Here is a 22,289-nt window from a genome sequence, read left to right on the forward strand (position 1 = left end):
CTCCAATTTTTTTTGATTTTATTCTTTCTAGAATTATTAAATCACAAATTAATAACAAGTGTCAAACTATCTTTTTATAAGCACAATGGCTCCTTCTTGAATATAATCCTTTAAAAAGGTAGAAGATTTTATAGTGCCTCTAGAAATATAATCACTTATATCCTCAATCAAAATCTCCCCCAAAATATCTGATTTTTTGTAAACAATAAAACCAGAATCTCTGGTATCACTGTTTAAAGCACCTTCTTTAAGAATCAAAAAAATATTACCTTTTACAACACCGTTTACTTGGCCAAGATTAATAAGAGCATCATCATGTTTAATTTGAAGAATCTTGCCCTTTTTGGGCAAATAATCATGAAAATCTTTTGAAAGAGAATTTAAAGCATTGCTTAAATAATTAATACCCCCCACATCATAAGAGAAAGAACCAACCTTAATCCCTGTTTTACCTGAAAAAATATTTACTACTAAAGTAGCTGTATTTTTTAAAATATCCGCCTTAAAATCAAAAATTAAAAATAAATCCAAATTATTATTTCTTGAATAAGAAAATCCTTCAGAAAAATTATTAATCAGATAGTCTCTATTTTTATTGTAATCAAAATTATAGTTAACTATTTCCATATTTAAATTACGCTCAAGCACTCTTTCAGCGTATCTTAATATCAAATCATTTGCTCCAAAAAACTTATTCTCACTTTGAGTAAAAATAGCCATTTTATAAACTACTCTGTCATCATAAAGCTTATTAAAATCAGCAATGCTTTTATATCCGTATTTATAAAATAAAGACTTTCTAACATCAAAAGACACAACATCGTAAAAATCTAAAATTCTAGAATCAGTAGAATTTCTCTGTTTTGCTAAATAAAAAAGCTGCTCATAAGCCATAATATCTAAATTCATAAGCTTGTATATTTTTGAAAGCAAAAACCTAGCACTATCATTATCAGGCCAAATATCAATAGCATTTTTTGCATTAAACAATGCTTTGTTTAAATTTAAAGATTTAAAAGCTTTAAACCCCTCATTTTCATAATGCTTAGAAATTCTAGCATTGGAATTATTTTTTAAAAAATTTCTAAAATTAGATGCAAAAAAACTTTCCTCAAGAGCAATATTATAAAATTCTAAATCTTTTTTAAGATTTTTAGCTCGCTCCAAATTCAAAATAGCCTTTTCAATATCCCCAAATTTTAAGTAAGAATACCCCAATAAATAATAAAGTTCATCAGAATCTTTATTAACCAAAATAGCTTTATGTAATGCCTCTATTGCATCTTCATATTTAAATTCATGCAAATAAACAAGCGCAAGCAATCTATATGCATCAACAACTCCAAAATCTTTATAAGAGCTTTCAATTAAAGCCAAATAATTTAAAGCATACTTTTCAGCAAGCCCTAAATTATTAATACTAATATAAAATTCAGCTACTCTTTTATGAAAATCTGGAAAAGATAAAAAATTTACCCTGACTTTATTTATTAAATGCCTAATCTTGTCATGCATTCCTAGCCTTTGATAAATATCAATAAGATGTTCAAAAGCGCTATAATTATTTTGACTATAATCAAGAATAGACAAATAATAATTAGCAGCAGCTATAAATAATCCATTTTTTTCAAAAATTGAAGCAAGCCCAACCAAAGCATCAATATTATTCCTTTGTTTAACTAAAACCTCAGAATAGATTTTTTTTGCTTGATCAATTTTATTATTTTTTAACAATATATTTGCATAAAGAATTTTATACTCAGTGTCCTCATTAGACATTTTAGAGGCTTTCTCTATGAAAAATTGCGCTTGAGTATATATCTTAAGGGAATAATAAATTGATGCAATAAATTTATAAGCTTCATAATAATTGGGATTAATTTTTATAGCCTCAACAAGCTCATCAATAGCATCATAATACCTTTTAGACAAATAATACTCATGAGCCTTTTGATAATGTCCTAATGCTGTAGTATCACTTCCTAACAGAACACTAAAATTAAAAAGGAATAACATTAAAAGCCAATTAAAATTCATAAACCTTCCTTCTCGGAAATCTTTATCACCTTAATATTTCTTTGATGCATATTTTTAATCGAAAAAACCAAATTGTCATATTCCACCTTTTCATTTTTCAAAGGAATCCTCCCAAAAAGATCATAAACGAAACCACCAAGAGTATCAAAGTCTCCATTTGGCAAATTTAAATTAAGTTTCTCATTTAAATCCTCTATTAAAATTCTTGCATCACAAAGATAAGACCCATCATCAAGACAAACTATTTCATCAAGCTCATTGTCAAATTCGTCTTGAATGTCGCCTACTATCTCTTCAAGAATATCCTCAAGAGTTACAAGCCCTGAAACCCCACCATACTCATCAACCACAATTGCAATATGAACATGATTTTCTTGAAATTCTTTTAAAAGAGAGTCTGTTTTTTTGCTTTCAGGAACAAACATAACCTTTCGCATAATATCTTTTAAGTCTATTTCATAGAAATCTTTTTTACACATATGCAATAGTATGTCTCTTGTATGAATTATCCCAACAATATTGTCAATAGTCCCATGATACACAGGAAATCTTGAATGACTGCTAGATGTTACAACCTTTAAAAGCTCGTCCTTGCTTTTAGCATAATCAACAAATATAACTCCTATCCTAGGAATCATAATCTCTTTTACAATAGTCTCTTTAAGCGCATTGAAATTTTTTATCAAAGAAGTCTCAATATTCGACTTATCTTCAAGATCATTTTCTGGGCTTCCTTTTTTCTTCTTTTTGTTTTTAAAATTAAAAAATCCCAACATTTAAAATACCCTTTTATTTTCTCTTAAGATATTTTCTTGAAGAATCAACATACCTTCGTTTTGAAAATCATTAGTTTCGTGTTTATATCCCATTAAATGCAAAATCCCATGAATAGTGACACGCTGAAGTTCTTCATAAATTTCAACATTAAACTCTTGGGCACTAAATTTTAAATATTCAAAAGATATTACAAGATCTCCTTGTATTTTATAATTTATACTATCAACAAAATCTTCGTTAAGTTCATTATAATTAAAAGAGAGAACATCCGTTGGCTCGTTCTTGTTTCTAAATTTATTGTTCAATTTTTGTATATAAACATTATCACAAAGAATAACTGAAAGTTCAAAATCACTAATAGAAAGAGTATTTAAAACAGACACAATAAAATCATAAAAAACACTAAGATGTTCAAATTTAATATTTTCTACCAATAAATTCAAATCAGATTTGGACAAATTAAATATACCCTAGAATAATTCATATATAAATTACAAATATGATTAATTGCTATAGCAATTAAATTATTTTTTTTGCAAACTAAAAACCAAAAAAATCTTTAATTATGTTTTCAAAAGCATCTTCTTGTAAGAAGCCAACAGAAACCTTTGGCTTACCATCAACAGGAATAAAAAGAATAGTTGGAAGACTTTGTACTCCAAACACAGAAGAAATATCTTGTTCTTTGTCTGTATCTACTTTGTAAAAATCAATGCTATTATTGTACTTTTTAGAAAGTTTTTCAAAAATTGGAGAAAGCATTTTACATGGACCACACCAATTAGCATAAAAATCAATTATTGCGGGCCTATCGCCTCTAAAACTCCACTCTTTATTATTTTTATAATCAAAAACCTTAACAACAAAATCTTCTTCGGTTAAAGAAATAGCCATATATTTTACATGACCCCCTATCGACTTAAAATTATATCACAAATACAATATTAATAATAAGGAATTATAAGAAATGAATCTAATGTTAATAACTTTTAATGAATTTAAAACAGGAATTTCACTTAATGACACTAGGGCAGAACATCTTGTTAAAATCTTAAAATTAAAAGATAACGACAAATTTAAATTTGGAATTCTTGGAGAAAAAAACATTTACCATTGCATTTACAAAAAAGATAAAAAACTATTCTTCAAGAAAATCTTTAAAATAGGGGAATCTAATAAACTCAAAAAATTAAATGTACTAATTGGAATGATAAGACCAATTGTTGCTAAGAGAATCATAAAAGAACTTGCTAGCATTGGAATATGCGAAATAATTTTTTTTAACACTGAGCTTACTGAAAAATCATATTTAAATTCTAAAATCTTTAAAAACAATGACTGCGAAAAATATTTAATAGCCGGAGCAATGCAAGGAGGAATAACGTACTTACCAAAAATAAAAATTATGAAAAATTTAAAAGACAGCCTTAAATATATTAAACAAGAAAATTTTGAAATAAAAATATTACTTGAAAAAAATAGCAAAAAAAAATTAATTGATATAGAACAAATAAACAAGGCAACCATTATTGTGGGACCTGAGAGGGGGTTTACGGAAAAAGAAATACAATTAATAACACAAAATAATTTTTCCTCTTACAGTATATCCCCAAACATCCTAAGAACAGAAACAGCCATAATTGCTGCATCTATTATTACTGCATCAAAACTAATTAATACATGATCTTATGTTAGAATTTTTTTATTATTTTAAATCAATCTATTTAAGCAAAATTAATTTATAACTGTTTGATTGATAAGCTTATCATAAATATAAAGCTCAATTATAGAGCCTTTGTAAACCTCATAGGGCAATTTAATCAACCCTCCTTTTGACTTAAAGGAATAAATCAGAGAATTTTTATCATCCAAGCCTTTTAGCCTAACAGATATATCAACATAAGATGGATGTTGCCTTAATTTATAAGTCAAAATTCCAAAAACAATTTTATCGTCAACCTTAGGCTTTGCAATAGTAATTAAAATTTTATCCAATTCATTTATTTTGGTTCCAGGTGGAATAGACTGAAAAATAACATTTCCAAAATCGCCGGTATTTGCCAAATCAATGTCAAAACTAATGCTATCATTCAAAAGAGAAGCAATTGCATCTTTATAATAAATTCCAATATAATTTTTAACATGCTTGTCCAAACGATCTTTACCCTTACTAATTAAAAATTGAAGATCTGTTAAACTTGATATTTGACTACCTGGTGATGGATTTTGACGAATTATTACGCCTTTTGGCAATTCGCTCTCAACCTCAAGAGGTTTAACAATATGGTAAAGTAATTTAGAATTATCAAAAGAATTAGCCTTTAAATTGATAATAACATCGTCAATGTTTTTGCCAATGAAACTATCAACTCTGTTTATTATAGCCCCTTTGCTAATGAAAATTATAACCTTATTACCATGTCTTAAAACGGTTCCTGGTTTTGGGCCCTGCTCTATCACCTTTCCTTTATCAAGAGCGCTTGAGGAAAATTTAAATTCAATGTGAGGAATCAACTCTTTTCTCTGCAATTCAATAACAGCATCCTCAATAGTAAGAGAATAAAGATTTGGAACAACTGCAATCTCCTTATTTTCTAAAACCATAAAGAAAATTGCAAAAGAAACAATTAAAGATCCAAAAATAACCAAAAGCAATGCCTTGATTGTAGCTTTGGGTAAAATCAACATTTCATTATTACAATTCTTGTCACCCTGAGTCAGATCTAATTTATTTTTAAACAATTCCTCTTCATTAGAAAATTCATTTTCTAGATTGTCATTATTATTAAAATTAATATATCCCTCCTATTCTACTAAAGAAAACACTTGTCCTATTAGCTGCCTACTCCCATTATAAAAAGACTTAAAATCCAAAACCTTTCTTCCAGGTCTTTGAACTTCTAAAAGCAAAAGAATCCCTTTCCCGGTATTAACAAATAATCCTTTTTCGGAATTAAAATCAACAATTTCTCCTACCTTTCTCTCATTATATAAATCTACATCCAAAAAATCGGCTCGATGAAAAATAATGTCGCTATAATTAAGCCTAGCCCTTACAAGTGGCCAAGGATTGCACGCATTAATTTTATTTTTAATCTCAAATGCACTTAAATTAAAATCTATAAATCCAGATTCTTTTTTTAAAAAAGAACAAAAAGTAGCTTCGCTAGATTTTTGAGGAATTCCCAAAAAACCTTTGCTAATTTTTTCCAAAGCTTCTAGAACAAGGCTTGGACTAAGACTTGATACAAGCTTTGAAATATCATAACTTGTATCATAAGATCTTATTTTAAAATCTTTTTGCACTAAAATATTACCACTATCCATTTCTAAAGCCATACTCTGAATAGTAACACCGCTAACGCAATCACCATTTAAAATTGCAGATTGAATCGGAGAAACGCCTCTATACTTAGGCAAAAGAGAAGGATGAACATTAATACACCCCTTTGAAAAAAGATCCAAAAATTCTTTTTTAAAAATTTTACCATAAGAAAAAACTAGCATTAAATCTGGATTCAAATCCCTAATTAAACTTAATATAGTATCATCAAGAATCAAGGGATCAAGAACTTTAATATTCCTAGCAATAGCCTCTGCCTTTATTACATTTTGACTTAACTTTTGCCCTCTACCCTTAGGTTTATCAGGCAAAGTCAAAACTCCCACCACTTCATAATGCTTTATAATCTCCTTAAAAACTTCTAAAGCAATAGAAGAAGAGCTTACAAAAAATATTTTCATTTTGCCTTAAGCCCTCTTTCTCTCATATAAGGCTTTAACAATTTATTTTTTAGCTTTTCTTCGTAATAATCAACAAAAAGAACTCCATTTAAATGATCCATTTCGTGCTGAATAATTCTTGCCAAAAAATCAGAATTTTCTATAGTAAAAGATTTTCCATTCTCGTCATGAAAATTCACTGCAATAGCCTTTGGTCTCATTAAATCGTAATAAACCCCTGGTATACTTAAACATCCTTCTTTGTAAGAACTAAGCTCATAAGAAGTCTCTGTGATTGAAGGATTTATAAAAACTAAAGGTTTTGCCATTTTATTCTCTCTAACTACAAAAAGCGACAAATCGAGGCCTACCTGAGGAGCAGCAAGCCCAACTCCACCGCTAATATCCATCAATTCTATCATCTTTTTAGCATAATCTCTAATCCTATCGTCAATATTATTGATTTTTTTTGTCTTAACACGAAGCAAATCATTAGGATAAAATACCATTTTCATAAAAACTCATCCTCCCTTCAAATAAAAAAAGACACTTATTTTATTTTTCCAAAAAGCTTCCACTCCTCATTTCCTAATAATGAAAAATAAATATTACCAATCCTGGACTTAGGAATAGCATAAAGCTTGTTTTCATTAATATCTTTAAAAACTAAAAATTCTTTAAGATCTGTATCAAAAAGAACAAGCTTTCTGTCTTTACCATTAAACTTTAATTGCCAATCCCCTTTTAATGTTTTATAAAAAAAGGTTCTCTCATTAACAGTATTAATTTCATAATCTTTTTGCTTTTTCAAAACACTTGTTGATTTTATAGCTCCCATAACATAGCTTAAAAAATCCCTATCAAATTGAACACTACTCAAAACAGCTCCTACATAAGCTGCCTTTATTTGCTCATTCTTAGAATCAACAAAAAAAATAGTTGGACTTTTTTGTAGATTAATTTTATTAAAAATTTCATTATTCTTATCAATAACTAAAAAAACACTTTTTTTAGATACTTTGTGAATAACTTCATCATTTCTAAAAGAATTTAAAAAATCTTTTATTAAATTTTCTTTAATATCTCTGCCAACTAAAATTAAAACATTTTTATCCAATTTTTGAGCTTTTTTAATTGCAATCTCATAAGAACTCTCAAAAATAATATCTTCCGACAAAGAAAACAAATCTGAAAATCCTTGATTTAAAATCATTAAAAATGAAATTATAAATCTCATATTTTACTTGTTAGCTTTGCTAAAAATTCCAACTCTCCTTCATTATCAAAATGCTCTTTTAAGGTTAAAAACACACATTCATGATAATCGTTGATATAATTTAACTCATCTTCTGAAAGCATTTCTTTTACTATCAATTCTTTTTCAAAAGGAACAAGAGTTAAATTTTCAAACTCTAAAAAAGCTCCAAAATCATTTGTAAAAGCTTGCCTTACAAAAACTAAATTCTCAATTCTTATTCCGTGACTAAATGTTCGATAAAGACCAGGCTCAATTGAAACCACCTCAGATCCTTTAAAAGAATAATTAGAATTAGGACTAATCGAAACTGGAAGTTCATGAACATTGAGGAAAAACCCAACACCATGCCCAGTTCCATGAATAAAATTCAATTCATTTTTTAAAAGCGGTAATCTACAAATTCCATCAAGAAAAGCTCCAGAAGATCCATATGGAAACTTTAAAGAAGAAAGGCTAATGAAAGCTTTAAGAACTAAGGTATAATCATGCTTTTCTTCATCAGAAGCATTCCCTATTAAAAAAACTCTTGTAACGTCTGTCGTACCAAGTCCAAAATATGAACCCCCAGAATCAATCAAAAGAAGACCCTTAGTATTTATTTTTTTACCTCTTTTGGGCTTATAATGCGGAAGAGCTCCATTTTCTTTAAAACCAACTATTGAGTCAAAGCTGGAACTAAAAAAATCTTTATTTAATTTTCTAAAATGCAAAAGCATATCAGAAATGTCTATTTCATCTAATTGAGCCAATTCAGCCTTATTAAGACTTTTAAATTTACGCAAAAATTTAATCAAGGCAATAGCATCAATAATATGAGCTTCTTTCATTTTAAGAAGCTCATATTCAGTTTTTACTGCCTTAAGATTACTTACAATACTTTCTCCCAAAATAATATTAGTCTCACCAAGAACTTTCAAAACCCTAACATTAACATAAAATGAAACAAAAAATTTACCTTTATGCTTTATTTGATCTAAAAAACAGTAAAAATTACTGTAAGGCTCTATTTCAAAATTTTCCATTTCAAGCGCTTCTTTAACATTTGAGTCAAGTTTTTTTATATCAATAAAAAGAACGTTTTTTAGATCTTTATTTCTAGATATCAAAAGAAACGAATAAAACAATGCTGATTTTTTAACATCTGCCCCTCTTAAATTCAAAATCCAAGCAATCTCATCAAGAGCAGTAATAACATAAAAATCTGCCAAATTCTTTTCTAAGATCAAACAAATGGATTTGATTTTTTCAGCTCTTCTATTATTCTTCTCAACATCAGCCAATTCAAATATACGACTAGCCTCAAGCTGGGGCCTAGATTTCCAAATTAAATCAATTAGATCTTGATTTATAGCTTTGATATGTGTATTTTTACATTTTTCAGACAACTCTTTATAAAACTTTATACTAATATCATCAGAATAAATTCCAAGCTTTGATTCTTGAAGATTCAAATTTATATACGTAAAAATATCAGGGAACCCTTTTACTCCAAGCTTTATCAATACAACCTTAGTTCCCTTAAGTTCTTGCTCGGCCTGTAAAAAATACCTACCATCTGTGAAAAGAACAGCTTTAGATAATGTTACAATTACTATACCAAAGCTACCAGAAAAACCTGTAATAAACTTACGAGTGCTATACCTTTCATGAGAATATTCACTAAAATGAGGATCATAGCCTGCTACCAAATAAGCATCAATTCCATTATCCCTCATATGATCTCTAAGTAAAGCTAATCTTTTATTAATATCCAAAAAAATCCCCTTTATACAACTCTACTAATACTAGTATACCAAATAATTATCAATTTAAAAAAAATTTTTTATTTGATATAATTTAGCTTAAAATTAACTTCTAAAGGATAAAATATGAAAAATATTAAAGCAGTTGCCTCTGATCTTGATGGTACTCTTTTGCTATCAAAAAGCTATATTGGAGCCTTTACAGAACTTGTAATTAAAAAATTAACAAAAGAAAAAAAGAAATTCATAATAGCAACAGGAAGAAGCAAGAATGAAATCATTCAAATTACAAAAAAAATAGATCAACTGCAAGTTTCCTTTTTCATTACATTAAACGGAGCAAAAGTTTACAACCAAGAATGGAAATTAATAAAAAGTCATAATTTATCTGCTGAAGTGGTAAAGAAAATTTTAAATTTAAGAGACGAGAAGTTTGGTCATATACCTCATTTTTTACATAAAGCAGATCAACACGACGACCAATTAAATATTGACATCAAGACTAAAATTGCAATTGATCAATGCCAAAAATTGCAAAAAGAATCCAATATTTTCAGACATGAAATAGTCAGTCCAATCAATAAAATTCAGGAAATTAAAGACTTTAGCGAACTTGAAAATTTTGAAAATGTTGCAAAAATAATACTAGCTGGCAGAGAAGAAAACCTAATAGAATATGAAGCAATGATTTTGGAGAAATACAAAGGAGAAATAAATGCATACCTTTCTACTCCAAATTCACTAGAAATTGTAGATCATAAAGTCTCCAAAGGAAATGCTTTAAAAGAAGTTCTTAAAACTATCAATATTGATTTAAGCGAAACCATAGCTTTTGGCGATGGATTTAATGATACTGATATGCTAGAAAATGTAAAAAAGGGCTTACTAATGGGAAATGCAAATTATAGATTAAAAGCAATGCTTCCTTACTTAGAAGTAATAGGAACAAATGATGAAGAAGCTGTTGCACACTACATTAATGAAAATGTTTTAGAAGAACCTATTAAGGAGGAATAAATGGAGAAAGATTTAATAAAATATGCAGAGCTTATAATTTTAAAGGGAATTAATTTACAAAAAAATCAATGCGTTTTAATTCAAGGTTCAATCGAGAATTATAATTTTTTGAAAATAGTGGCAAAAAAAGCTTATGAACATGGAGCTAAATATGTCAAGCTAAATATTAAAGACATCGATATTTTAAAATCAAGATTAAAATTCTCACAAGAAGACAGCTTGGAATTTATTCCAAATGCTGAGAAGAGCTTTTTAGAAGAAATGGTTAAAGATAAATGGGCAAGAATAAACGTCGATGATACAGAAAACTTTGAAGACCTAAAAGAAAGCATTGGTCAAAAAATGTCAATTTATCAAAAAGCATTAAATCTGGCAAATAAAACCTTATCACAAGCAATAATGAGCAACAAAATAGCTTGGTGCGTTGTTTGTGCACCAGGTCCAAAATGGGCTTCCAAAGTTTTAAATAAAAAAGAAGGAAGTCAGACTTTAGAAGAATTTTTCAAAATACAAAAGAAAATATTACTACTTGATAGAGAAGATCCAATAAAAAATTGGGAATCCCATGGAGAAAGGCTTCATAAAAGATGTAAAACATTAAATGAACTTAATCTAGAAAAGGTAATTTTTAAAAACGAAAAAACAAACTTGGAAGTATATCTACTTGAAACTTCCCTATGGACAGGTGGAAGCGAAAAAGTCAAAGGAACAGAAATAGAATTTAATGCCAATATGCCAACAGAAGAAGTTTTTACAACTCCAAACTATAAAAAAACAAAAGGCATTGTGTACGCCACCCGCCCTGTCATGGTTCTTGAAACACTAATATCTGGAATATGGCTAAAATTCGAAAATGGAAAAGTCGTTGACTTTGGCTGTAATGGCGAGAAACAAAAAGAAATATTAAAATCCCACATTGAAACCGACATTCAAGCAAAATATATAGGAGAAGTAGCATTAGTTGATAGCAGTTCCCCCATTTACCAAAGCAATCTTATTTTTTACAGCACATTATACGATGAGAATGCAAGTTGCCACATAGCACTGGGAGCCGCATATCCATCTTGTTTAAGCAACGAAGAAGATTTAAAGACTGACGCTGATAAACTAACTTACGGATGTAACGTTTCATTAATACATACAGATTTAATGATTGGAAGCGATGACTTAAATGTCATTGGTGTAGACAAAAATGGCAAAGAATACACAATCATAAAAGCTGGTAAATTCGCAATATAAAAGGAGGCTTAATGATGATAGGGGCATTGCTTACCAATGATCTTTTTTTATCTTGTCTTGTATCAGGAATTTCTGCTCAAGTAATTAAATATGGTATCCAAACCGTAAAAACAAGAAAGTTAAGACTAACTCCAACACATCTTTTAAAAAAAATTTTTCTAGAAACAGGAGGCATGCCAAGCAGTCATTCATCAACAGTAACTGCTCTTTCAACCTCAATTGCACTAACTGAAGGAATAGATACAAATTTTATAATAGCTCTTGCATTTGCCCTTATTACAATAAGAGATTCTTTCGGAGTAAGATATATGTCTGGAGTTCAAGCAGAATATTTAAATGCATTATCAGAGAAATTAAAAAAAGAAATAAAAATTGACACAACAAGAATAAAAGTAGTCAAAGGACACAAAAAAAAAGAGGTTCTAACGGGCATAATAATAGGAATAGTCTCTGCATATATTGTGTGCTATTTCTAGCATAGGAAAAAATAAATGGTGCGTTTTTTAGGTTTTTTATATTTAATCACAACAATGCCACTTATTAATTCCTGCGATGTAGCTCAATTTGGAGATTACAAACCTTTATACTTTGAAAATGAAAATGATCTAAAAACTGCCAATGAATATATAAATTCACTAGGATACAAAACAATCTCAGAATACACAACAAAAATTGACATTTTAGACTTTCCCGAAAATAAAAAAATCACAATAAATGAGACAAATAAGCTTAACAATCTTGACCTGAGGAAAAGTATATTTTTAAAAAAACTCCCCAATCTTTTCAACATAGAGGATAAAAAACTTCTTTATGTTGAAAACAGGTTCAAAACTATAGATTTTAAAAAACTAAAAAAAGAACTCAATGTTAATGTAGACATGCATTCTATTGACTACAAGACAAAAATTAATTTTATTTCAAGCATAATATTTCTAATCATAATAATTTTATTAATTTTTTTAGACCCAGCAAACTCTATATTTACTTTAATTTTTCTATTAATTTCATCCCTTACTTTTATAATAAGCAAAGAAATAATGTATTTTTATCCATTTACAGTTCTCTCTTATTTGTTATTTTCAATAATCAGCAATTTTAACAAAAATTACAATAAAATATATTTAAAAGAAATAAATTTTTTAACACTAATAACAAAAATAAAACATTTATTATTTTTATTTATATTCACAACTCTATATTTCATTACAATCACAACCTTTTTTACAATAAATGTTGATCCTACTTTTATTGCATTTGTTGCAATAACAACCCTTTGCATTTTCTTAATTTTCAGCTGGATCAAAACAGAAAGCAATTTTAAAGATACATTCTTATTCCCAATAGAAATTAAAGAAAAAAAAACGGAAGGAAAAAAAGTTTTAAAATCAAAAATAGCAATACATCTACTGTTATTTACACTCTCATTAATTCCATTCGTTTATTCAAGCTATATTCTAAATTCTTATGAAAAGATTAACTACCTTTATAGTAAAAAATTAAATTATTTTGATTATTTAAATCCCAATAATATTTATATAATGCTAGGATATAACAAAGACATACCCAATATTATAGGGTACATATCCCACATTCTTTATCAAAACGAACTAAGATACAATATTACCGCCAAATATGGAAAAATTCCTAAAGATATAAAAGAAAATTATTTTGAAATCAAAAACGACAAGATAGAAATTAATCCTAAAACTGTTTACGAAGTAGACAAATCATTTATTGATGAAATTCTTAAAAAAGATCTTCCAAGCCTATTTTTTAAAAATAAAAATCCAATCTTAATATATAAAGAAAACAAAAATAATATCAACACAGATAAAAAAAATTACAAAATACTTTTCTTTTTCTCTTTGCCCTTCTTTGTATTGATATTCCTATTTAAAGCAATAAGATTTACAATTCTTTTAAACATAAATGAAAAAACCTATAAAAAATATATTCAAGGATAAATAGCTAATGCTAGAGTTAGAAAAAGTAAAAACAATTTTTAAAAAATACAATAAATACGAGTTAAACATTGACGAGATTCAAATACCTGAATATGCCCTAATACCCCTTGAAACAGAAAATTCAAAATCCATAATATACATAATTGAAAAACAAAAAATAGAAGAAAATCAAATTTTATCTAAAAATTCAAACATAGAGCTATACACATACTCTCCAATATCTGGAATAGTAGAAAAAATATACACAGCCAACTTTCCAGATGAAAAAAAATTAAAATCAGCATTAATCAAATTTCAAGGAAAAATAAAAACCGAAAAAACACCGATTGAAGAAGGGGTTTCAAGAGAAAAAACCCTAGAAAAATTAATTCAACTGGGAATTCCTTGGTTTAACGAAAATTCTTTATTTCAATTCATAAACAAATGTAAAAAAATAGACAAAATGATTTTATTAACAAACGGAAAAGATATATTTACAAATACTTCAGAAGCACTGATGGCAGAAAAATTAGAAGAGATTTTTTCAGGATTCCAAATAATCGACAAAATATTTAAATTCAAAGAAATAATAATAATATCAAATAAAGATAAACTAAAAAAAGAATTCGAAAAATTGAGTATTTTTAAAAACAGAAAAATAAAAATTAAATCTTTAGAAAATGCATATCCTTATACAAATCATGAAATGATAATGTACTTTTTATACAACAATAAAAATACAAAAGATGATATAAACCCCCACAATAATATTTTATTAGCAAATATTGAAGATCTGTACAATGCAAATCTTGTTATAAAAAATAACAACCCTTATAAAGAAAAATTTATAGCTATAAATGGAAATAAAAAAATAAAAAGCAGAATACTTAAAGTAAAAATTGGAACTTCTTTTAGCCAAATAATTAATGAGAAAATTGATACAAAAAAATATGAAATTTTTTTAAACAACCCAGCCAATAGAATAAAAATCAAAACATTAAACATACCGATAACAAGAGATATTTATAGTCTTACCATATTAAAGAAAAAGTCAATATACGACAAAATTAAAGCATTGTTTATATCCAGTTTTTCACCATTGCAAATGGAAAATATTATTTTTTCATTCTTAAAGAATGAAAAAATAAATAATAACAGCAAATTAAAAATATTTAATTATACAGATAAAGAAGTAGAAGAAGAAATACACAAAGTTCAAAAAGAAATTAAAGGCAAAATTCTAAATGAAAGTCTAATAAATGAGGTAATATACACTGAAAACAATTTAAAAGACATATACTTTGCCATCATACTATCACTATCGCCTAGCCTGATATTTTCTTTCCTAAATAACACAAAATTCATGACAGACACCTTGCTGTTAATATTTATTAGCATAGTAGTCTATATGCCTATAATGCTAAAAATTAATTACAAATGTTTGTCTTTTTTTGTTTACGCCGCCTTAATGGTGAGCATTATATTGCCTTTGGATTTAGAAATTACATTAAAAATAGCCTCCTTATTATTTACTTTTTTAGTATTTTTTTACTTTTTCAGATTATCAGCATTTTTAGCAAATCCCATATTAATTTCTTTTATGTTTTTTGTATTAAATTTTCCAGTAAGTTTTAAGCAAACCTATCAAGAGGAACTTAAAAACTCAAGTTCAATAATTCCAACCTGGAATAAAATAATTGAAGCAAATCCAAATATAAAAAATTTAAAAAGTTTAAATACCTTAACAAGATATGAAAACAAAAAAATAGATGCAATTGAAAACTTCATAAATAAAAACATTTTTTCTGTTTTCAATATAATTGTCACAAGATTTCATATTGAAAGTCTTTTGGGAGTTAATAATGAAAAAAAATTATCTCCAATCTTGCTTTATTTTGGACTCTTATTAATAGTTGGCAAATATATAATTAACAAATTAATACCATTGTCATTTTATATAAGCTTGATGGCAATCTCATACATAGCGCATAATATAGAAATACTAAACCACATCAGCTCAGATATGTTAACATTACTTATCTCTCCAATACCAATGATATTAATATTCACAATGGCAACAGAATTGCAAATAACGCCGCACTTTAAATTTGAGCAAATACTCTACGGATCACTATTGGCATTTACATACTTTTTAACATTAAGCTATATTCCTTTTGAAACTTTATCGGTCATAATATCTATTTTTATCCTACAATCAAGCTCAAACTTAATAAAAAAATATAGCTTAACCTTTAAAATTAAAAAAATAATGCACGTTTTAAAAACAAATAAAGAAAAAGCACTCAAAACCTCTCTAGAAAATGAAAAGGATATAATAAAATTATGACTAGCAATTTAATTACATGCTTGATTATTAACAACTTAACTTTAATACACTTTATTGGATTTGAAGACATAAAAATAAAAAGCAATCTAACCCTAATAAAAAGATACATCATAATAACAATTACCTCTTTATTAATATATTCAATATTGTTTTATCTCTATAAACTGTTTGCAGAAAACAATTTACTGTTCTTAATGCCAATTTTTTATGTAATTTTAATTTACGTGTTGGTATTATTATTTAAAGTATTAAATGATATATTTATTGTTTACAACAAAAAATCAAATTATTCAAACGATTTCATGCTTTCAAATAGCAGCTTGATTGCAATAACATTTTTTGCACTTGATAATAATAATGGATTTTTTAAAGGATTAGAAATACTTATTTTATCTGCATTTGGCATACTAATAGCTTTAATATTAATAACATCAATAAAAAAAAACTTTGATAAAAATCCTAAAATCAATATATTGGAAAACGAACCAATATATTTTTTTATAATGTTTATTTTATCTTTAATTCCAAATATAATTATATTAATATACAATCAATAATAGCGAGAAATAAAAATGAAAGAAAAAATAAATGCATTATTTAAACAAGCCGAAGACATTTGGAGGAAGCTTTGACAAAAAAGAAATTCAAGCTAAAATCGAAAAAAATGAGAAAGAAATAAACCAGAAAAATTTTTGGAATAATCCCAAAAGAGCTCAAGAAGTCATCAAAGCTCAAAGCATCTTAAAAAACAAAATTGATCCGTGGGAAAAGCTAATCAACAAAATAAAAGAATTGGGCGATTTATGCGAAATTGTTGAAAATGAAAAAGATACTAGCAGCTTAGAGATCGAATTTAATGCACTTGAAAAACAATACAAAGATTTACTTACAATTTCCTACTTTAAAGAAGAGCTTGACACAAACAACGCTTTTTTAACTATTCATTCTGGAGCCGGAGGCACTGAAGCATGTGACTGGGTTACAATGCTTTACAGAATGTATTCAAGATATGCTGAGAGAAAAAAATACAAAACAGAGCTTATTGATTTACTTGAAGCAGAAGGTGGAATTAAATCTGTTACAATAGAAGTCAAGGGTGAATATGCCTATGGGCTATTAAAAAGTGAAGTCGGAATACATCGTCTTATAAGAATTTCTCCGTTTGATGCTGCTAAAAAAAGACATACCTCTTTTGCATCAGTATTTGTTGACCCTGTTATTGATGAAAAAATAGAAATAATAATAAAACCAGAAGATATAAGAATTGATACATACAGGGCATCGGGAGCCGGAGGACAACACGTTAACAAAACATCCTCTGCTGTAAGAATAACTCACATTGAAACAGGAATAGTAACTCAATCTCAAAGCGACCGAAGTCAGCACAAAAACAAAGACATGGCAATGAAAGTTTTAAAATCAAGACTTTACGAATACTATAAGAGTAAAGAAGATGAAAAAAACAAATCCAAGAAAGACACAAAAAAAGAAATTTCTTGGGGCAACCAAATAAGATCTTATGTATTTCAACCTTACAATCTAGTAAAAGATCACAGAACAAAATTTGAAAATCCAAACATCACTTCGGTTATGGACGGCAACATAGACAATTTCATAGAAGAGTATTTAAAATGGAAAAGCTTAAACTAGAGCTAGTAATACCATTGCTAATACTTATAATATGTAAAATACATTCTCAAAGTAATATCGAGTACAACTTTTCCTATATCATTAATACAAAAAAAGAAAATATTGATCTTAAAAAAGGAATTGAAAAACAATTGGACAAAATCTATGATAAAATCACAGAACATATAGTAAACAATGATGACAAGAATATCATTAAAGATATTTATATAAATCAAGATATAATAAAAACAGAACTTGAAATTAGCAAATTAAAAAAAGAAATGGATAAAAAAAAACTTCAAAACATAATAACCGCAAAAGAAAAGCATAACACCAAAACTAAAATTGAAGAGCTTAAAAAAAATATTCAAAATATTAACAGTAAACAAAAAAAATTTGCAGAATATTTTAACAATTTAAAAAAACTAAAAGTAAAATATAAAAAAATCGAAGAACAAACAAACATATCAAATTTAAATAAAGAATTTTTCATAAGAGAAGAATTATTTTTTATTAGCTATATTGACCTGAAAAAAATAGAAAATTATTATTTGCTAGAAATTAGCAACATCACTCCTGAGAAAATTGAAACTAAAAAAGCGGTATTTAAAACATCATCTTCTGTTAATGAAATTGCAAATCAAATAACAAAACACAGCTTCAAAGAAATATTAGGTAGAGAATTTTTAAAAATTAACATTAACGTCAAAAACAACCCAGATGCAAAAATCTATATAAATGAAAAATTTGTTTCAAAAGGAATCTATTACGATAATATTTTTGACATTTCCAAACTCTCAAACAAAGAAATTGAAATACAAATCACAAGTACAAATTTCGAAAACTACTCTATTAAAAGAACGGTAAAAAATGCAGATTCAATAATATTAAATATTGACTTAAAAAGAACAATCTCTAAAAAAGTAGAGATTACAAGCAATGTAAAATCTAAAGTTTTTAAAAAAGGCATATTTATGGGAGAAACTCCAATTGAAATTGAAAAACCAGAAAATCAAGACATTATTTTGCTTAAATCTCAAGGGTATAAAGATAAATTCAAGTTAATAAATAAAGAAGAAGATAAAGTAGAAATAGAAATGATAAAAACTAACAAAAATAGACTTATCAATACAAGAGATAAATTTTATGTTAATCTGGCTGTTTTTACATTAAGCACAATAGGAACCATTTTTGCAGGAACATTACTTAACAATTCAGAGGCACTTTACAAAATAACGGGCAATCACTTTATTAACAAAAGATTAACAGCTGAAGATGTTTATATGGCAAAAGCAGAACAAATGACTGCTACATTTCTATTTGGAGCAGGCATCACTTTAACTATTGGCAGCTTTATATCATTAATAACTCATTTAGTAGAATATATTAAAGAAGCAAATATAGGAGAATAGACTTAATAATCAGCAATAAAATAGGAGAAAAAACTTTTGGGCATTTTAGAAAAAATAAAAAATTTATTTAAAAGCAAACAACAAGAAAATATTATTGAAAATTTAGAAGACATTTTATTAGAATCGGACATTAATAATGAAATTGTAATAGAAATAATAAATAAATTAACAAAAGAAAAAAATAAAAACGAAAAAACTATTATTGAAAAACTAAAAGAAATTTTAAGTAATTATATTAACACAAAAAAATTTACTCTAGAAAATAATAAATTAAACATTTTGTTAATAGTAGGCATAAATGGAATTGGAAAAACATCAAGCATAGCAAAAATTGCAAATAAATTAAAAAATGAAGGCAAAAATATATTAATATCGGCTGCTGATACATTCAGAGCAGCTGCAATTGAACAAATGAAAATTTATGGCGAACAAATCGGAATCAGAATAATATCTCAAAACCAAGGAAGCGATCCATCAGCTGTGATATTCGACAGCATCTCAAGCGCTAAGCTTAAAAATTACGATGCATTAATTATTGACACAGCCGGAAGATTGCAAAATAAAGAAAATTTAATAAAAGAGCTTCAAAAAATAAACAATGTAATATTAAAGCAAACAAAAAACACCGACATCAATTACCAAAAAATACTTGTAATAGATTCTACTATTGGGAAAAATGCAAATAGCCAAGCAGAAATTTTTAACAAAGCAATAGAAATAGACGGAATAATAATTACTAAACTTGATTCATCTTCCAGAGCGGGCACAATAATAAATATTTCAAAAATTCTTGAAAAGCCTATATACTTTACTACATTTGGAGAAAAACTAGAAGATATTAAAGAATTTGATATCAATGAATATCTTAATAAATTGCTATGAAAAAAAAACAATTAATACTTTTTCTATTTATACCACAAATTATTTATGCAAAAAGTTATTTTGCATCTGATGCATTTTTCAATAAATACCAAAAATTAAACGAAAAACCAAAAACGGGGTTTTACATTGAATATTATTTTATTGATAATACTGAAAAACTCTACTTATACAAAGAAAATAACTTAATAAAATACAAAACAATTCAAATCACAGAAAACACAAAAAAAATTACATATTACGATACAAAAGAAACAAAAAGAAAAGAAGAAGTTTACGACAATTTAAATAACAAAATACAAGAAATTGAATATGACAATAAAGAAAAAATTCTTGAAACAGCAAATTACTTTTATGAAAACGGCAACTTAATATCTAAAAATTTAAAAACAATAAACCAAAAACCAAAATTAATATATTATTCTAAAGACGAAAATGGTAAATTACTAAAAATAACAGGATCAAATTTCCAAATTTGGAACTATGGAATTAATGGTGACATAAAATCTACATATTTTGACATCAAAAAAGCAACAACAAAAGTGATAAAATATGATGACAAAAAAAGAAATTCAAATGGTACAATAATTGTTAATAATAAAATAAAATCCAAAGAAAAAACCCAGTATCTAGATGAAGAAAAAATAGTAAATACCTTTGAAGAAGAGAATACAAAAATCATATCTACCTACAAGGCAAACAACCTAATTAAAGAAGAAACATATAAAAATAATGAACTTATAAAAATAAATGATTTTCAATACAACGAATCTGATATGATAATTTTTCAAAGCACTAAAGAAAAGGATAAAGACCAATACACAAATACTAAAATTGAATACGAATATAATCAAGACAATCAATTAAAAAGCAAAAAAATTTATGAGAACGATATAATTTATCTAAAAACCGAATACCACAATGATAATGAATATGAAGAAGAAATATACTACAATAAAAACCCTACTCTTAGAGTAAAACACAAGAACGGAAAAGTTACCGAAGAAAAACCAATAGGAACAAATTAAATGGGTATAAGAAATTTTTTGCTTAAAAGATTGATTTTAGAAGAAAAAAATAGCCTAGCCCTCACAATTGTAATAATATTAAGTATTACTTTAGGTGAAATAATAATTATCCTAACAATATCAATCATGAATGGTTTTCAAAACGATTTTTTTCTTAGCATTACAAATGTAGAAAGTGGAAACTTAAAGATAGAAAATGAACTTACTCAAGAAGAAATCAAAGAAATTAAAAAGATTGAAGGGATAAAACATATAAATAAAATATACGAAACACAAGGCATTGGAATTCAAAATTATTATTATCCAACTATTTTAAATATCATTGCTGTTGATATTAAAGATCTCAAAAAAGACCAAAATTTTATTTCATTTACAGGACTTGAAAAAGATGAACTGGATCTTAAAGAGAATGAGATCATTATTGGAAATGTACTCTCTCACAATTTCAACTTATTCGAAAATGATACCCTAGAATTAATAATAACCGATGAAATAAAAAACCTTATATCATTAGAAAATGATATAAAAAGCTTTAAAATAAAATCGATTTTCAAAAGCAATTATGCAAAAATAAATGAAACTTTAATTTTTATGAATATAGACTATTTCATTAAAAATAAAATTTTACATAATTCTAGCATCAATTACCAAGTAAAAACAAAAAATTTAAATCCAAGTAACAAATTAATAGAAAAGATCAAAGCTGTTAATCCAAAAATTAAAGCAAAAACTTGGAATGAATATAATAAAGAATTCTATAAAATATTGAAAATAGAACGAAATACAATGTTAACCATTTTAGCAAGCATTTTCATTGTTATTGCTGTTAATACATATTATCTTCAAAAAAGAATAATAATAAACAAAAATAAAGCTATTTTAATACTATTGGCCATAGGACTTAGAATAAAAAAAATAAAGCAAATTTTTTTTATTCACTCAATAATAATCTGCACTACAGGAGGACTTATTGGGCTAATACTGGGAATTTATATTTCCTCAAATATAAATGAAATTTTAAAAATAATTGACAATCTGGTAAACACTTTAATAAATTTTTTAAATCAAATATTGGCTTTAAAAATAGATGGCATTAAAATACAAATAGTTAAAAATATAATTACTCCTAAATTATTTTTAAGCGATTTAGCATTTACTTTCTGCTTTGCATGCTTTTCTACAATATATTCAAGCGTGAAGGCAACAAAAAAAATTGGAAGTAGTCAAAAAAACATTGAAACTATTAATGGGTTGTAAA

Annotated in this window: 21 protein-coding genes; 12 read left to right on the forward strand and 9 right to left on the reverse strand. The window is 26.7% G+C overall.

Features of this window, described 5'->3' with window-relative positions:
• Nucleotides 1-66: 66 nt before the first annotated feature.
• From Bmayo_RS00290 to trxA, 4 genes are all read right to left on the reverse strand, one after another.
• The gene (locus Bmayo_RS00290; protein ID WP_075551787.1) at nucleotides 67-2,037 is read right to left on the reverse strand and encodes a tetratricopeptide repeat protein; all 1,971 of its coding nucleotides are present in this window, start codon (nucleotides 2,035-2,037) and stop codon (nucleotides 67-69) included.
• Entirely contained in the window at nucleotides 2,034-2,813 is a 780-nt protein-coding gene (locus Bmayo_RS00295; protein ID WP_075551788.1) for a hemolysin family protein, read from the reverse strand. Before Bmayo_RS00295 ends, Bmayo_RS00290 begins: the two co-directional genes overlap by 4 nt.
• Nucleotides 2,814-3,272: an rRNA maturation RNase YbeY gene (ybeY, locus tag Bmayo_RS00300; RefSeq protein WP_075551789.1), complete on the reverse strand. Its 459-nt coding sequence runs from the start codon at nucleotides 3,270-3,272 to the stop codon at nucleotides 2,814-2,816.
• Between the two features lie 82 nt (nucleotides 3,273-3,354).
• Nucleotides 3,355-3,708, reverse strand: coding sequence for a thioredoxin (gene trxA, locus Bmayo_RS00305; RefSeq protein ID WP_075551790.1), 354 nt, complete (start codon nucleotides 3,706-3,708; stop codon nucleotides 3,355-3,357).
• 73 nt (nucleotides 3,709-3,781) lie between these two features.
• On the opposite strand from trxA, the gene Bmayo_RS00310 reads away from it, so the two are divergent.
• Nucleotides 3,782-4,498, forward strand: coding sequence for a 16S rRNA (uracil(1498)-N(3))-methyltransferase (locus Bmayo_RS00310; RefSeq protein ID WP_075551791.1), 717 nt, complete (start codon nucleotides 3,782-3,784; stop codon nucleotides 4,496-4,498).
• Nucleotides 4,499-4,548: 50 nt separating this feature from the next.
• On the opposite strand, the gene Bmayo_RS00315 is transcribed toward Bmayo_RS00310, so the two are convergent.
• The 5 genes from Bmayo_RS00315 to Bmayo_RS00335 all read right to left on the reverse strand — a co-directional run bounded on the left by Bmayo_RS00315 (nucleotide 4,549) and on the right by Bmayo_RS00335 (nucleotide 9,549).
• On the reverse strand, nucleotides 4,549-5,556 hold the full coding sequence (locus Bmayo_RS00315) for a PASTA domain-containing protein (protein ID WP_075551792.1): 1,008 nt from the start codon (nucleotides 5,554-5,556) through the stop codon (nucleotides 4,549-4,551).
• Between the two features lie 63 nt (nucleotides 5,557-5,619).
• Nucleotides 5,620-6,558 (reverse strand): methionyl-tRNA formyltransferase, encoded by a 939-nt coding sequence (fmt, locus tag Bmayo_RS00320; protein ID WP_075551793.1) that lies wholly within the window; start codon nucleotides 6,556-6,558, stop codon nucleotides 5,620-5,622.
• Nucleotides 6,555-7,052 carry a peptide deformylase gene (def, locus tag Bmayo_RS00325; protein WP_075551794.1) on the reverse strand — a complete coding sequence of 166 codons (498 nt, stop codon included), beginning with the start codon at nucleotides 7,050-7,052 and terminating at the stop codon, nucleotides 6,555-6,557. The genes fmt and def overlap by 4 nt, the downstream gene beginning before the upstream one ends.
• A gap of 35 nt (nucleotides 7,053-7,087) precedes the next feature.
• The gene (locus Bmayo_RS00330; RefSeq protein ID WP_075551795.1) at nucleotides 7,088-7,774 is read right to left on the reverse strand and encodes a hypothetical protein; all 687 of its coding nucleotides are present in this window, start codon (nucleotides 7,772-7,774) and stop codon (nucleotides 7,088-7,090) included.
• The gene (locus Bmayo_RS00335) at nucleotides 7,771-9,549 is read right to left on the reverse strand and encodes an aminopeptidase P family protein (RefSeq protein ID WP_075551796.1); all 1,779 of its coding nucleotides are present in this window, start codon (nucleotides 9,547-9,549) and stop codon (nucleotides 7,771-7,773) included. The genes Bmayo_RS00330 and Bmayo_RS00335 overlap by 4 nt, the downstream gene beginning before the upstream one ends.
• Before the next feature lie 114 nt (nucleotides 9,550-9,663).
• Between Bmayo_RS00335 and Bmayo_RS00340 the strand changes: the two genes are divergently transcribed.
• The 11 genes from Bmayo_RS00340 to Bmayo_RS00390 all read left to right on the forward strand — a co-directional run bounded on the left by Bmayo_RS00340 (nucleotide 9,664) and on the right by Bmayo_RS00390 (nucleotide 22,288).
• Entirely contained in the window at nucleotides 9,664-10,554 is an 891-nt protein-coding gene (locus Bmayo_RS00340) for a Cof-type HAD-IIB family hydrolase (RefSeq protein ID WP_075551797.1), read from the forward strand.
• Complete coding sequence (locus tag Bmayo_RS00345) at nucleotides 10,555-11,793, forward strand: aminopeptidase (protein WP_075551798.1); 1,239 nt, start codon at nucleotides 10,555-10,557, stop codon at nucleotides 11,791-11,793.
• 14 nt (nucleotides 11,794-11,807) lie between these two features.
• Entirely contained in the window at nucleotides 11,808-12,269 is a 462-nt protein-coding gene (locus Bmayo_RS00350) for a divergent PAP2 family protein (protein ID WP_075551799.1), read from the forward strand.
• 15 nt (nucleotides 12,270-12,284) lie between these two features.
• Nucleotides 12,285-13,757 (forward strand): hypothetical protein, encoded by a 1,473-nt coding sequence (locus Bmayo_RS00355; protein ID WP_075551800.1) that lies wholly within the window; start codon nucleotides 12,285-12,287, stop codon nucleotides 13,755-13,757.
• A 7-nt stretch (nucleotides 13,758-13,764) separates the two neighbouring features.
• Nucleotides 13,765-16,083, forward strand: coding sequence for an RnfABCDGE type electron transport complex subunit D (locus tag Bmayo_RS00360; RefSeq protein WP_075551801.1), 2,319 nt, complete (start codon nucleotides 13,765-13,767; stop codon nucleotides 16,081-16,083).
• A complete protein-coding gene (locus Bmayo_RS00365; RefSeq protein WP_075551802.1) occupies nucleotides 16,080-16,640 on the forward strand; it encodes a hypothetical protein in 561 nt (186 codons plus the stop codon). The genes Bmayo_RS00360 and Bmayo_RS00365 overlap by 4 nt, the downstream gene beginning before the upstream one ends.
• Nucleotides 16,641-16,655: 15 nt before the next feature.
• Nucleotides 16,656-17,733, forward strand: a protein-coding gene (prfB, locus tag Bmayo_RS00370; RefSeq protein ID WP_145924569.1) for a peptide chain release factor 2 whose coding sequence is annotated in 2 segments (ribosomal slippage) — nucleotides 16,656-16,712 and nucleotides 16,714-17,733 — 1,077 coding nt in all. Because the reading frame shifts where the segments join, the coding sequence is not laid out codon by codon here.
• The gene (locus Bmayo_RS00375; RefSeq protein WP_075551804.1) at nucleotides 17,715-19,124 is read left to right on the forward strand and encodes a transcriptional regulator; all 1,410 of its coding nucleotides are present in this window, start codon (nucleotides 17,715-17,717) and stop codon (nucleotides 19,122-19,124) included. The genes prfB and Bmayo_RS00375 overlap by 19 nt, the downstream gene beginning before the upstream one ends.
• 36 nt (nucleotides 19,125-19,160) lie before the next feature.
• Nucleotides 19,161-20,006: a signal recognition particle-docking protein FtsY gene (gene ftsY / locus Bmayo_RS00380; protein ID WP_075551805.1), complete on the forward strand. Its 846-nt coding sequence runs from the start codon at nucleotides 19,161-19,163 to the stop codon at nucleotides 20,004-20,006.
• On the forward strand, nucleotides 20,003-21,031 hold the full coding sequence (locus tag Bmayo_RS00385) for a hypothetical protein (protein ID WP_075551806.1): 1,029 nt from the start codon (nucleotides 20,003-20,005) through the stop codon (nucleotides 21,029-21,031). Before ftsY ends, Bmayo_RS00385 begins: the two co-directional genes overlap by 4 nt.
• Nucleotides 21,032-22,288 carry an ABC transporter permease gene (locus Bmayo_RS00390; protein ID WP_075551807.1) on the forward strand — a complete coding sequence of 419 codons (1,257 nt, stop codon included), beginning with the start codon at nucleotides 21,032-21,034 and terminating at the stop codon, nucleotides 22,286-22,288.
• Nucleotide 22,289: the final 1 nt, after the last annotated feature.

It is taken from the genome of Borreliella mayonii (assembly GCF_001945665.1).
Lineage (GTDB): Bacteria > Spirochaetota > Spirochaetia > Borreliales > Borreliaceae > Borreliella > Borreliella mayonii.

Bases quoted from the DNA above. Each gene is read 5' to 3' on its own strand.
- fmt (WP_075551793.1), bottom strand. From the start codon at position 6,558: ATGAAAATATTTTTTGTAAGCTCTTCTTCTATTGCTTTAGAAGTTTTT.
- Bmayo_RS00365 (WP_075551802.1), top strand. From the start codon at position 16,080: ATGACTAGCAATTTAATTACATGCTTGATTATTAACAACTTAACTTTA.
- Bmayo_RS00360 (WP_075551801.1), top strand. From the start codon at position 13,765: ATGCTAGAGTTAGAAAAAGTAAAAACAATTTTTAAAAAATACAATAAA.
- Bmayo_RS00330 (WP_075551795.1), bottom strand. From the start codon at position 7,774: ATGAGATTTATAATTTCATTTTTAATGATTTTAAATCAAGGATTTTCA.
- Bmayo_RS00290 (WP_075551787.1), bottom strand. From the start codon at position 2,037: ATGAATTTTAATTGGCTTTTAATGTTATTCCTTTTTAATTTTAGTGTT.
- Bmayo_RS00345 (WP_075551798.1), top strand. From the start codon at position 10,555: ATGGAGAAAGATTTAATAAAATATGCAGAGCTTATAATTTTAAAGGGA.
- Bmayo_RS00390 (WP_075551807.1), top strand. From the start codon at position 21,032: ATGGGTATAAGAAATTTTTTGCTTAAAAGATTGATTTTAGAAGAAAAA.
- Bmayo_RS00350 (WP_075551799.1), top strand. From the start codon at position 11,808: ATGATAGGGGCATTGCTTACCAATGATCTTTTTTTATCTTGTCTTGTA.
- trxA (WP_075551790.1), bottom strand. From the start codon at position 3,708: ATGGCTATTTCTTTAACCGAAGAAGATTTTGTTGTTAAGGTTTTTGAT.
- Bmayo_RS00375 (WP_075551804.1), top strand. From the start codon at position 17,715: ATGGAAAAGCTTAAACTAGAGCTAGTAATACCATTGCTAATACTTATA.
- Bmayo_RS00355 (WP_075551800.1), top strand. From the start codon at position 12,285: ATGGTGCGTTTTTTAGGTTTTTTATATTTAATCACAACAATGCCACTT.
- Bmayo_RS00295 (WP_075551788.1), bottom strand. From the start codon at position 2,813: ATGTTGGGATTTTTTAATTTTAAAAACAAAAAGAAGAAAAAAGGAAGC.
- Bmayo_RS00310 (WP_075551791.1), top strand. From the start codon at position 3,782: ATGAATCTAATGTTAATAACTTTTAATGAATTTAAAACAGGAATTTCA.
- Bmayo_RS00340 (WP_075551797.1), top strand. From the start codon at position 9,664: ATGAAAAATATTAAAGCAGTTGCCTCTGATCTTGATGGTACTCTTTTG.
- Bmayo_RS00385 (WP_075551806.1), top strand. From the start codon at position 20,003: ATGAAAAAAAAACAATTAATACTTTTTCTATTTATACCACAAATTATT.
- def (WP_075551794.1), bottom strand. From the start codon at position 7,052: ATGAAAATGGTATTTTATCCTAATGATTTGCTTCGTGTTAAGACAAAA.